Annotated in this window: 14 protein-coding genes; all 14 read left to right on the forward strand. The window is 40.8% G+C overall.

All coding sequences use genetic code 11. From position 1 onward, the window contains the following. The first annotated feature begins 5 nt into the window (after positions 1-5). Positions 6-533: an NYN domain-containing protein gene (locus I6N96_RS12890; protein ID WP_209557952.1), complete on the forward strand. Its 528-nt coding sequence runs from the start codon at positions 6-8 to the stop codon at positions 531-533. A gap of 196 nt (positions 534-729) precedes the next feature. Next, entirely contained in the window at positions 730-1,290 is a 561-nt protein-coding gene (locus I6N96_RS12895; RefSeq protein WP_209557953.1) for a sigma-70 family RNA polymerase sigma factor, read from the forward strand. Positions 1,291-1,413: 123 nt separating this feature from the next. Next, positions 1,414-1,659, forward strand: a complete 246-nt coding sequence (locus I6N96_RS12900; RefSeq protein ID WP_086348407.1) for a Veg family protein — start codon at positions 1,414-1,416, stop codon at positions 1,657-1,659. 161 nt (positions 1,660-1,820) lie between these two features. After that, positions 1,821-2,672 carry a 4-(cytidine 5'-diphospho)-2-C-methyl-D-erythritol kinase gene (ispE, locus tag I6N96_RS12905; protein ID WP_209557954.1) on the forward strand — a complete coding sequence of 284 codons (852 nt, stop codon included), beginning with the start codon at positions 1,821-1,823 and terminating at the stop codon, positions 2,670-2,672. 339 nt (positions 2,673-3,011) lie between these two features. Beyond that, entirely contained in the window at positions 3,012-3,971 is a 960-nt protein-coding gene (locus tag I6N96_RS12910; RefSeq protein WP_209557955.1) for a metal ABC transporter substrate-binding protein, read from the forward strand. 92 nt (positions 3,972-4,063) lie between these two features. Further along, complete coding sequence (locus I6N96_RS12915) at positions 4,064-4,744, forward strand: metal ABC transporter ATP-binding protein (RefSeq protein ID WP_209557956.1); 681 nt, start codon at positions 4,064-4,066, stop codon at positions 4,742-4,744. A gap of 695 nt (positions 4,745-5,439) precedes the next feature. Further along, complete coding sequence (locus I6N96_RS12920; RefSeq protein WP_209557957.1) at positions 5,440-6,276, forward strand: metal ABC transporter permease; 837 nt, start codon at positions 5,440-5,442, stop codon at positions 6,274-6,276. Positions 6,277-6,419: 143 nt separating this feature from the next. Further along, positions 6,420-7,238, forward strand: coding sequence for a pur operon repressor (purR, locus tag I6N96_RS12925; RefSeq protein ID WP_209557958.1), 819 nt, complete (start codon positions 6,420-6,422; stop codon positions 7,236-7,238). 440 nt (positions 7,239-7,678) lie between these two features. Next, entirely contained in the window at positions 7,679-9,823 is a 2,145-nt protein-coding gene (locus I6N96_RS12930) for an L-type lectin-domain containing protein (protein WP_209557959.1), read from the forward strand. Positions 9,824-9,846: 23 nt separating this feature from the next. Then, positions 9,847-10,026 (forward strand): hypothetical protein, encoded by a 180-nt coding sequence (locus tag I6N96_RS12935; protein ID WP_209557960.1) that lies wholly within the window; start codon positions 9,847-9,849, stop codon positions 10,024-10,026. Positions 10,027-10,041: 15 nt separating this feature from the next. Continuing rightward, entirely contained in the window at positions 10,042-10,155 is a 114-nt protein-coding gene (locus I6N96_RS19995) for an LPXTG cell wall anchor domain-containing protein (protein WP_209557993.1), read from the forward strand. Further along, complete coding sequence (locus I6N96_RS12945; RefSeq protein WP_209557961.1) at positions 10,139-10,702, forward strand: WxL domain-containing protein; 564 nt, start codon at positions 10,139-10,141, stop codon at positions 10,700-10,702. Before I6N96_RS19995 ends, I6N96_RS12945 begins: the two co-directional genes overlap by 17 nt. A gap of 31 nt (positions 10,703-10,733) precedes the next feature. Continuing rightward, complete coding sequence (locus I6N96_RS12950; RefSeq protein ID WP_209557962.1) at positions 10,734-11,309, forward strand: hypothetical protein; 576 nt, start codon at positions 10,734-10,736, stop codon at positions 11,307-11,309. Positions 11,310-11,512: 203 nt separating this feature from the next. Next, the gene (locus I6N96_RS12955) at positions 11,513-12,610 is read left to right on the forward strand and encodes a WxLIP family cell surface protein (protein WP_209557963.1); all 1,098 of its coding nucleotides are present in this window, start codon (positions 11,513-11,515) and stop codon (positions 12,608-12,610) included. Positions 12,611-12,855 lie beyond the last annotated feature (245 nt).

Consider the following 12,855-nt stretch of genomic DNA (forward strand, 5'->3'; position numbering starts at 1 on the left):
CATCGATGAAAAAGCAATTATTGATCGTAGATGGGTACAATATGATCGGTGCATGGCCGGAGCTTGTTCGTTTGAAGCAACAGAATAAGTTGGCTGATGCAAGAGAAGAATTGCTTCATCGATTGTCCAATTATGCTAAATATGAGGGCACGGAAATCATGGTTGTATTTGATGCTCAGCTTGTACCGGGCATTCAGCAAAGCTATAAGAAATACCAGCTAACAGTCATTTTTACAAAAGAGGATGAAACAGCTGACAGCTTTATCGAACGGACTGCTGGAGAGAAGAATGATCTTCTTACACAGGTTACAGTTGCAACAAGTGATCTGGCAGAGCAGTGGCTGATTTTTTCTAAAGGAGCGCTGAGGGTTTCCGCTAGAGAGCTGTATGATCAAGTACGGAAAACAGAACGGACGATTGCGATCCATGCGACGGACATTCAGTTTCAAAGCTTTCGCAGAAATTCACCTTGGAGTCTGGACCAGCTGTCAAAGCTTTCCGATGCATTGGATGAACTTTCAAAGAAGGATTAGCATATAAATTATATATTACGCAAAAAAAGTATCCTTGTAAGTAAAAATTAGTGATAAATATACCAAAAGATAAAAAAATATTTTTAAAAGAAGAAAATAATACTCATTGTATATTTTTCTTCTTTTTTTGTTCTTTTTTCAAATGATAAAATGTTACGCTCTTTTTATCAATAAATTGGTAAAAGGGGGAGTAATCATGAATCGTTTTGAAAAGATTGTTAATGGTGATTTTGAAGCATTTGATCAGCTGTATCGTCAGTACCATCCGGTGGTATTCAAGATGCAGACAAAATACTATCTAAGAGGGTTCGATCGGGAAGACTGGCTCCAGGAGGGCAGAATTGTTTTTTTCCGTTCGCTGGAGAAGTTTAAGGAGGGGCACAAGGTTACAGTGGGGAACTTTTTTAAGTTGAATTTTGAAAATCATGTCCGCAGCCTCGTCCGGAAGCAGTGTGCATTTAAGCGAAAAGGAGACATGTCAGCTGTTTCACTTGATCAGAAGATAGACACGCAAGGGGAAACTTTTTTTGATGGAATACAGATTGAAGAATCACAGGCCTTGGATTATTTGATCATTAGAGAAAAGCTGGAGGATTTTCCTAGTGTCCTCTCGTCCTTTGAACGGGTAACCTTCGAAGAATACATTGACGGAAAGGAGCTGTCGGAGATAGCGGAAACTCATGATGTTCAGCTGATAAAAGTCAGGAGTGCCTACGATCGGGCGAAGAAAAAAATCAAATCATTGATTTCCGATTAAAAACGGAAAAGAAAATTCCTATTAATAACAGATCAGTATGTTGAGAGTTGCAATTATTTTTGTGCTATGGTAAACTTGAAATTTCTTGAGTGATACGGTATAATGTATATTGAGGTGAGTGTAATGCCAACAACTTTAGCTTCAATAAAACAAGATTTGGAATGCCGAATTGGCAGTAAAATCACATTGACTGCGCAAACGGGGAGAAAGCGACAAACAGAGCGTACAGGCGTACTGACTGAGACATACCCTTCTGTTTTTGTTGTAGACTTGGATCCAGATGAAAATTCGTTCGAACGAGTTTCTTATAGTTATTCAGATGTATTGACGCGGACCGTAGAGATTGAATTTATCGGTGAAGCTGTCTGAGAATGAACAAATCAAGCTGAGTGAGACGATCGTTTTACTCAGCTTTTTTTTGTTGTCCGACATGCGGCTGTCGGCATTCTGTATGTACTTCCAGAAAAACATATGTTAGAATTTTAGAAGACTGTATATAAGGACTGGCATGTATAGAAATAGGTGGGGAAATGGAGATAATTGAAAAGGCACCAGCCAAGATCAATCTGGGTTTGGATGCATTGTATAAGAGGGAAGACGGCTATCATGAATTGGAAATGGTGATGGCAAGTGTAGATTTAGCAGATCGACTTTTTTTTGAATCGTTGACAGACGATCAGATCATTATTGAGACTGATAATTCGTTTATTCCTGTTGATCAAAAGAACCATGCGTATGCAGCGGCGAAGTTGGTCAAGGAAAGATTTCAAATCAAAACAGGGATACGGATCTATATAGAAAAAAGGATTCCTGTAGCAGCAGGATTAGCCGGCGGCAGTAGTGATTGCGCAGCTGCGCTGAGAGGGCTGAACCGGTTGTGGGGACTGGGATTGTCGAATGAAGAGTTAGCTGAGCTGGGCAGTGAGATCGGTTCAGATGTTCCTTACTGTATCGAAGGCGGGACAGCCTTTGTGACAGGAAGAGGCGAAAAAATTGAAAAGATGCCTCCTATGCCTCAGTGCTGGGTTGTGTTGGTTAAGCCGAAGATGAGCGTTTCGACTGGATCGATATTCGGCAGCCTATCATTCAATAGTATTGAACATCCGGATATTCCCGGTTTGATGGAAGCAGTAAACAATAACGACTACAAGAAAATGACTCAAACAATAGGAAATGCCTTGGAAAGTGTAACGATTCAAAAGCATCCTGTCGTTCAACAAATCAAAGAGCGGATGCTGAAGTTCGGCGCAGATGCGGCCTTGATGAGCGGCAGCGGACCAACTGTTTTTGCCCTATGTGACAAGAAATCACGGGCACAGCGGATTTATAATGGATTAAAGGGTTTTTGTGAAGAGGTATATCTTGTCCGAACATTGAAATGACAAAGAAATCGATGCAGCTGTTAGGCCTTGGAAATCAAGGAAATCTTCTGCAGTATAAATTCCAATCGACTAGTCATAGTGATTCATCTATATGAAGGAAATATTATTATTCGCTCAGATATAAACGAAAAGAAGGGTATGGAATGATTTTTGTTCGATGCTCTTCTTTTGTTTGTATAATGGCGGTATGTCGTTTATTCTTCAAGAAGGAATTTGGGCGAAGCAGCTGTTTTTTTTCATATTTATCTTGACGAATTTTTTTTATTCTGATAAAGTAGTTCTTGCTCTTAAATCGTAATTTTTACGGTTTGTAAAAATAAATCGGAATGGAGAAATAAGATGAAAAAAAATTTTTTGAAATATAGTATCGGTGCCGGGGTGCTTTTGTTAAGTGCCGCTATTTTGACTGCCTGCGGCAGCAAGAGTGAATCAGGAGAAGATTCTCAGGATGGAATCAAGGTCATGACAACCTTCTATCCAATGTATAACTTTACTGAACAGGTTGTAGGGGATGAAGGAACAGTAGAGCTGTTGATTCCATCTGGAACAGACGCCCACGACTTTGAACCGAGCGCAAAAGATATCGCTAAAATTTCCGATTCAGATGTTTTTGTATATAATAGTACTGAGTTCGAAACTTGGGCAGATGATATTCTGGCAAATGTCGATCAGGAGCAGGTCAAAGTTATTGAGGCCAGCCAAAATATTGAGTTGATGGAAGGCGATGCGCACGACCATGAGGATGATGAAGATCATGCGGATCACGACCATAGCCATGATGTCGATCCCCATGTCTGGCTTGACCCTGTACTGGCTCAAAAAGAAGTAGAAGAGATTCGTGACGGATTGATTGAAAAATATCCGGATAAGAAAGAAGCATTTGAGAAAAATGCGGCTGCTTACATTGAAAAGTTACAGGAATTAGATACTGAATACAAAGAAGCATTTGCGAATGCGGAGAACAAAACATTTGTCACACAACATGCTGCCTTTGGTTATCTTGCCAACCAGTACGGACTGACACAGGAATCCATTTCAGGGATTTCACCGGATCAGGAGCCATCACCAAGTCGTTTGGCTCAGCTGAAAGAATTCATTGATGAGCACCATGTATCTGTCATCTATTTTGAAGCAACAGCTTCATCAAAGGTAGCAGAGACTCTGGCAAAGGAAACAGGCGTAGAGCTTTCAGTTCTTCAAACTTTGGAGAGCTTGACTGAAGATGAACAGAAGGCTGGAAAAGACTATATTTCCGTTATGCAGGAAAATCTCGAAGCTTTGAAAAAGAGTATCCAATAAAACAACCAACTGTCTTTTTTCCTCTAATCTTACAAATAGGATTGGAAGAAAGGCAGTTTGAATAGTTTTCAAGTATTGAAAAGGAGGCAAAGATGCATTACATTGAAGTAAAAAATCTGACATTCTATTATGATGATGAGCCTGTATTGGAAGACGTCTCTTATCACGTTGATCCAGGCGAATTTGTTATTTTGACCGGAGAAAACGGAGCAGCAAAATCGACATTGATAAAGAGTACGATGGGCCTGCTCAAGCCAACCAGCGGAACAGTCTCTATAGCTGATAAAAACGCTGAAGGAAAAAGAATCAGCATCGGGTATATTCCACAGCAGATTGCGTCATTCAATGCCGGCTTTCCAAGTACAGTTCTGGAGCTGGTTCGTTCCGGACGTTACCCAAGAGGTAAGTGGTTTAAGCGTTTGTCTGAGAAGGATAATCTGCATGTAGAAAAGGCACTGAAGGCTGTCGGTATGTGGAATATGCGGCATAAACGCATTGGCGAGCTTTCCGGCGGTCAAAAGCAGCGTATCAGTCTGGCGCGGATTTTCGCAACAGATCCTGATTTATTCATATTAGATGAGCCTACAACAGGGATGGACGAGGAGTCACGTAATGAGTTCTATCGTCTGTTGAGACATAATGCCCACGACCATGGTAAATCGATCCTGATGATCACCCATGATCACGAGGATATCAAAGCATATGCGGATCGACAAATTCGTCTGGTACGGAAGGAAGATTCCCAGTGGAGATGTTTTCATATGAGTTCATAAGAAGGGATTCTATGAGAAACAATGTCTTAGCCTTGTGTCTCGTTAACTATCAGAATCATTTTCATGATTGAAAATTGAACGAAAACAAAAGCATCATCTGAATGAGGATGATTGCTTGCGGCACCTTAGTTGTTCATGCAATCCGATTGATTGTAGACATACGTAAAGACAAAAAGAAATAACCGTCAACTTTAGCGAGAAACGGTTATTTCTATAAAATGATTTAACTTTTGCTACCGTCTTAAACGGCTCTTTGCTAAGAGAGGTATGTTTGCGCATATCTCTCTTTTCACATTCATTATATCATGTTTTATTTAGAAAAGTGTGAGTTCCTATTTATAAGATCTGATTTTTTACAACTAAATCTTGAGATAATTCTTTAATTTTTAAGTTAGAGTAGTGATTATATGATAGAAGTAAAAATGTTCCCCAGTAAATAAAAAGAGAAGCAACTTGTTTTAATTATGGAAATTTTTGATTTTTATAGCAAATTTTGAAAAATATTGACGAATTTATGGAAGAGAATGGAGCTTTCTCTTGACTACTGTTTTTCATTCTGATAAAGTATATCTTGCTATTAAAACGGAACGTTTACGATTTGTAATAAGTAAAACAGAATGAGAAAAAGAGAGTTTAATGTTCTCACTAAAAAATAGAGGCTGCCAAAGCCTTGATACTAAAGGAGTTGAGCATTTTTGGAGATGTTTTCATACGAATTCATGAGGCGGGCATTTCTGGCTGCCGGTTTTATTTCAGTGATTGCGCCGATGCTGGGGGTTTTTCTGGTGATTCGCAGACAGTCGTTGATGGCTGATACCCTTTCCCATGTGTCGCTTGCGGGAGTTGCTTTAGGGCTGTTCTTCAACTTGAACCCTAACATCATGACATTGGTTGTTGTGATACTTGCTGCAGTGATCTTAGAGTACCTGCGAACGATTTACAGCACCTATTCGGAAATTTCTATTGCGATACTGATGTCCGGTGGTCTGGCTTTGGCCTTGGTATTGATGAATATGAATAGTGGAAATTCTGCTACGAGTATTCAATCCTATCTATTCGGTTCCATTGTGACGATCACGTGGGAGCAGGTCATTATTTTAGCGGTATTGTTTGTTATCTTGATTGTTTTGTTCTTCTTGTTCAAACGGCCGATGTACGTGCTGACATTTGATGAGGATACAGCACATGTTGACGGGCTGCCAATCCGTTGGATGTCTATGCTGTTTAATGTGATCACTGGTGTTGCAATTGCTGTGATGATTCCAATTGCAGGTGCGTTACTGATTTCAGCTATCATGGTGCTTCCGGCAGCGACTGGGATGCGTATCGGTAAAGGGTTCAATTCGGTTATCTGGATCAGTACAGTTGTCGGCTTGATTGGGATGCTGACAGGATTGACGGGTTCCTATTATTTGGAAACTCCGCCAAGCGCCACCATCACACTGACTTTCATAGGTATTTTTCTAGTCATCAATATTGTCCGTCATCTAGTTACTGTTACTTTAAGAAATAAAAAAATCAACGAACGATAGGGGAAAAACGAAGATTCTTTTCCCTATCTTCTTTTTTTTTCTATAAATTGCGAACTATTTTAGTTTTTTTACTTAAAATGCTCGAATTTTTTGGTCTAAACCCTTATAATAAGGAGCGATAGAGAGAAAAGGAAGTGACCAATTTGAAAACACGCAGAAGTGAACGTTTGATTGACATGACTCATTACTTGTTGGATCATCCCCATAAATTAGTATCGTTGACTTTTTTTGCAGAAAGATATCAATCCGCGAAATCCTCAATCAGTGAGGATCTTGCGATTATTAAAAAGACATTTCAACAAAGAGGAACAGGCTTGTTGGAGACCGTTCCCGGAGCAGCCGGGGGCGTGCAGTTTATTCCAAAGATTCCGTATGAAGAAGCAAAGCAGTTCATTATGGAGTTGGGGGATCGCCTGTCTGAACAGGATCGTCTATTGCCAGGAGGCTATGTCTACCTATCTGATTTATTAGGGCAGCCGGATCTGCTTCGCCAAATCGGGCGAGTGATTGCCTCTATGTATCTGGATAAAAAAGTCGATGCTGTTATGACCGTTGCGACTAAAGGGGTCCCAATCGCTCAAGCGGTGTCCTATTATTTGAATGTTCCTTTTGTTATTGTTCGTAGAGATTCAAAAATCACAGAAGGCTCTACTGTAAGTGTGAACTATGTTTCGGGTTCTTCTGAAAGAATCGAAAAGATGGAGCTTTCTAAGCGAAGCCTGGCACGTGGTTCAAGAGTGCTTGTTGTCGATGATTTTATGAAGGGTGGCGGAACTGTCAACGGAATGAAGAGCCTGATTGAAGAATTTGAGGCAGAATTAGTTGGCATTACGGTTTTCGCGGAATCTAAATTCAATGGACAGCGGGCAATCAATGATTATACATCGTTGCTGTATGTGAAAGATGTAGATACTCAAACAAAGACGATCAATGTTGTTGCAGGAAACTACTTCAAAGGCTGAGTATGAACTATAGATTTGTGCTGTGGTTTTCTATGAAATTTTTATTATGAATCAAGTATTTTTATTCAATTGTTTAAATGATAAAATGATAGACAATTGATAAAATTATTAAATCGGAATAATTAAAAAAGCTTTCTCTTTTTAAAAAAAGAGAAAGCTTTTTCTATTTAAATAACAAATCGACAACAACATGTGAATAAATTAACTTAAAAATGGATATAGAGCTCAGTTGCTTCTATATATGAATTTTTCGTTAGGTGTGTCATTTTTTTAATGGACGTTATATGTCATTAGAAAAACGTTTAAAAAATAATGATTTGATTAGAAAGAAATCTGGCTATCAATTTTTTTTCGTTAGATTGTTATTTATAAAAGTCGGCATTATACTGATTGAGTCAGTTGAAGCAATGAAATTTTTAGGAAAGGAGGAAATTATTTTTTTGAAACTGAAGAAATCCAAAGGAATGGTTATCATTCTTTTTTTTGTATCCCTGATCTTGATCCCAGCTCGTGCTGAAGGCACTGGAATCAAGCCACGCAATGCATTGGGCGGTATTTCCGATATCAATCAGGTAAAGGATCGTCTGATAAAGTTAGATAACTATTTTTATCCAGTGACATCAGGGCAAGGTGTCGTAAGTAACGTGACGAATGAGGATGGCTATGACATTGTCAATGTGACGAAAAGGAGTACGACCTACGGGAATGGGGCAATCTGGTCCGAAGACGGCTATCGTATGAATTTGGATTATGATTTTTCAACGAGTATGTGGCTGTATTTCGGGAAAGATACTGGAAGCGGATCAAAACCGGAAGAGAAAAAAGTTGGAGATGGGATGGCTTTTGTCATGCACGCCGACAGTGAAGGGAAAAATGCGTTTGCTAAGTCTTCCCGAGGAAATAATGTTTTTGGCGGAGGTGCATCACTGGGTGTCTGGGCACAGGCGAACACGACCGGTGGAATAAAAGGGGCGATCACTAATTCTCTGGCAATCGAATTCGATAACCATATCAATAAGACTGGGATGGATAAGGATACGACAAACGGGAATGATGGAACAAAGCCTTATGGACATATCGCTTGGGGACTACCGGGAAAGGCGTACACCTATGGGAGAAGTGGTGCCAATCGAACACAAATCCACAATGATGCGCAGGCCGTCGACACCTTTGGAGATGATCGCTGGCATCTGTTTTCAATCAACTGGGATTCTGAACGAAAACAGCTGACGTATAAGCTTGATGAGCTGTTGGAAAAAACAATTTCTCTGAATCCGCAGGATGTATTTGGAACAAGCACGGTGTATTGGGGATTTACCGGCTCAACCGGTTCAGCAAAGATGGATGCCCGTGTAGCGTTCGAGGAATTTCCCAGACCCATTTTCACACAGGTAGAGGAGAAAATTGTTGATGAATCAGGAAAGCCAGTGATCGATCAAACAGTGACTGAGGGACAGAAGCTGACCTATCAGATTGCTTTGAACGAGATCAAGGGAACTGGTGAGCTGAATAATCTGACAATCAAGAAGAAACTGGATCAACATGTGCTGTTTTCTAAGGATACAGGGAATGTTCAGTTACTGAAGAACGGCTCTCCCATTGCCGGAAATATTGAACAGCAGGATGGGTGGTGGGTATTTTCTAGTCCGCAGCCTTTGTCTTTGGTTAAAGGAGATCAGCTGCGTTTATCCTTTGAGGTGGAAATGAAGCAGGGAGAGAAAATCTCCGGAAAGCCGTTGCAGATGCAAATAGACAGCGGTGATACGTTGGTGACGGCGCAAAACAATGTTGGTGAATCCATGACGTTGCCTCACCATGCTGGATCATTTTATCTAGATAGTAATCTGGCTCCGGAATTGCGAAAACTGGAAGCAGTGGAACAGATCCCCACCACGGAAGATTTTACAGTGAGGGTCGAATGGGAGGAATGGAATGCTCTGGATGAAGGGGTTGTTTCATTTTCTTTGGATGATTTGAGTACAGGTCAGACAGAGGATCTGAAAAGGGAACAGAACTTCACGACAGACAACTCGGGAAGCTATTTGGGACAAGGCATATCTGAAGTGAATTTTGGACAGTTGCCCGTTGGCAATTATCAACTGACAGTGAGGGCTCGTGATAGAAATCAAAAACTATCGAATGCACTCACGAAAAGCATAACGGTTCGCGGTACTTTGACCTTAGTTTCAGTTCCCGACATTCTTGATTTTGGTGAAGTAGCCATCAATCAAATTGAAAATGAGAAAAAGGAATATGCACGAAAAGCCGGCAATAAAATGACTGTGGAGGTTTCTGATTTACGGGCATCTTCGGCATCTCCTTGGGTTTTACAAGCGACTCTTCAACAACCGATGAAGGCGGAAGGAAGTGCCAGGGAGTTTTCCGGAAAACTGTTCGATTCAGCAGTCGGTGTTGGAAGCGGAGGCAACAATTATCCTAATGAACAGCTGCTTACTATTCGTCAAAATGGCTCGCTGAACAAAACCTGGCAGGAAAACGAAGGCATTCTGCTTCAGGTTCGAGATACTGTAGTTCAAGGGGATTATTCTGCCACAATCAATTGGACGCTTCAGGAGGGCATATAACTGATTAAAGGATGTGTAAGCGAATGAACAAGTTAGATAAGTTTTGGACGTATATAGCTGTATCCCTGTTTTTTCTATTTTTAATACCATTCGATTCAGCGGCAGCATCCGGCGGCAAGAGTACAGTTGGTATCACGCTTCAACAGGAGGAATCCACATCATCTTCAGAGCAGCAGACTTCAGCTTCAGAGGAGAAAACATAAGGGAACACCAATGATATTCTTCCGAAAACAGGAGAGAAATTACACATGCAATACATACTTCTGGGAATCGGAATCATTGGACTGCTCTGTACAAGGAGGGGATGGATCAGCTATGGGGAAAAACTATAAACGATTTCTATGCTCGTGCATGATGGCGTTATTCCTCGCAGCAGTGCCGGTCTATGGAGAAAGTAATGAAGAAACCCATGTTTCTGTAACGGATTCCAGATCACCTACCGGATACTTAAGAATAAACAGGATCAATTATGTAAGTTTTGGAGAAAAGATTCTGCGAAAAGCAGCAGATGATTATTATGCCGATACAGATCTGATTCTTGAAATCGAAGATTCCAGAATAGAAAAGTCCCCTTGGCAGCTGAATTTGAAACTATCCCCGTTCATCAATGAAAAAAATGAGCAGCTTCAGGGTGTCAGCTATCATTTAGGAGCTGGTATGGTTTCAGGTGGCAAACAGGCGATTATCGGACAGGAATATTCCTCAGCCGGAAATACTGAGGGAGAGGAATTCAGCAAAGTTCTTGTCAGTGAAGGAACAGAAAAAGGGGTATTTACCTATACGATCAAGGCGGCAGACATCTGGCTGCATCTGCCGCCAAAACAGCCGGAGGGCAATTTTCGCTCGGAAAAAACATGGTTGCTGGTAGACAGCATATAAACACAATTATAAATTTTGGAGGAAACATATCATGAAAAAAATTATTGGATTAAGTACAGTACTTTTAAGCGCAGCACTACTGGCAGGACCTTCTGCCTATGCAGTGAATCAGACAACAACAACAGTGGGTGTTGATGATGGGAGCGGCAACGGAAACACGCCTGTGTTCAAGCTGTCAGCCGGCGGAGCAATGACTTTTGGAGAGTTGGACCTTTCTCAAGAAGCGGTCAACGGTCTTTACGAATTGGCAGCGACAAGCTCAGAAACTGTTTCTGTTGATGATAGACGCGGCTTAGAGGACAGTGATGCTTCTCTTCCATGGCGTGTGACAGCAGTTGCTTCTTCACTAAAAACAGACGGGGATATTGCGTTGCCGACGACGGCTTTCAAGCTGACTTTGGGCACACCAACAACAGCTGTTGAGAACAATGTAACAGCCAACAGTGAAGTAAATATCTTAGGTACAGCGAACAATGTCGGACAAGCTTCTGTAGGGAGAGGGAAAACGACTTTTGCGTCAGCGTCAGCAAAAATTTCTGTAGCTGAAACGGCGATAAAGGGAAGCTACAGCGGGACAATCGATTACACGCTGATCAGCGGTATCTAATAGTAGTGTATTTCAATGGAGAGCGAATCATAGTGTATAGCCTGTGATAAGTGATCCATAGAAGTGCCGTTTGGAAAAAATCTGTGTTTAGAGGCAGGGGAATAGTTGATTTGATGTTCCTTCTGTTCTCTAACATATTTAGAACAACAGTTTTCTCTGACAGCAAAACGAAGAGCAGGCTGGTTTTTACAGAAAGGAAAGCTATGACTAAGAAACTATTATTTTACGTAATCACTATTTTTTCTCTTTTCTCTTTTTTTTGTGTTCCCCAGACAGTAGATGCTTCAGAAAATACTGTTGATTATTCCATCAGTGCGAACCTTCCGGAAAATCAAAGAGCAGGAAATGCAACATATTTTGACTTGACTGTCACACCTGGACAGGAACAGGAGCTGACAGTTAATATCTTCAATTCCTCAGACAAGGAGCAGACCTTCATTCTTGAAGCGAATACGGCTGTTACAAATAATAACGGAATCATCGATTATACACGACCCGATAAAAAACAGGAGCAGGACAGTACCTTGCTTTATGCATTTTCCGATCTAATCACACATGATGAAACTATAATAGTCGGTGCCAATAGCAATGAGGTTGCTATTTTCAAATTAAATGTTCCTAAAGCGTCGTTTGATGGAATGATTTTAGGCGGCTTCCATGTTCGACAGGAGACACCGGAAAGAACGGAAGGCCAAATCAATAATACATATTCTTATGCGTTGGGCGTGGTCCTGCGTGAAAATGAAAAAGAAGTTACCCCTGATTTGAAGCTGATAGACATCACATCGGATTTGAACAATTATCGTCCACAGGTCTCTGTCAATTTGCAAAACGTACAACCAATCAATATTCAAGAGCTGGCAATCAAGGCAAATATACGGAAAAAGGGACAGGACAAGGTTTTGAAGTCCTCTGAAAAACAGGGGCTTTCCATGGCTCCAAATTCTAATTTTGATTTTGCTGTTTCATGGGAAGATCAGGGATTAGAGGCTGGGGAATATGAGCTTGAGCTGTCTGCCAATGATCAAGCGGGGAATGACTGGTACTTTGAAGAATCCTTTACAATTACAAAAGAGCAAGCAGAGACAGTAAATAAATCGGCATTAGGACTTTCTTCCACAGAAGACAGTGACGATCGATTCCTGTACGTTTTGCTAGGTGCGGTTGCTGTGCTGATTGTTCTCGTTCTTTATTTTATGCGTAGGCAGCGTGCGTTAGTTCTTCAACAAGAAATGCTTAGAAAACAGAGGAAGCGCAAAAAGAGAAGGAAAAAGAAAAATGAGAATTCAACGGACAAATAATGCTGGAGTGGATAACTGATTCAGCCGGAGAGAGATAAAATTTTTTTGAAAAGAAAAAATGTATGATTTAAACGGTGATCTCCTGAGACTGGTTTAGTGGCGTCAGTCCTACTATATGAAGAGATTGCTCCACTTTTCTAACAATTGGTCTATGATATTTCTGAATTGGTTTGGTTGAAAAAGATGGTGCTGTAAGCTAAACTAAGAAGGAATGCGTATTCGTTTATACATCCTATGAAAGAAGT

The organism is Enterococcus larvae, from assembly GCF_017830045.1.
In the GTDB taxonomy this organism is placed as follows: domain Bacteria; phylum Bacillota; class Bacilli; order Lactobacillales; family Enterococcaceae; genus Enterococcus_L; species Enterococcus_L larvae.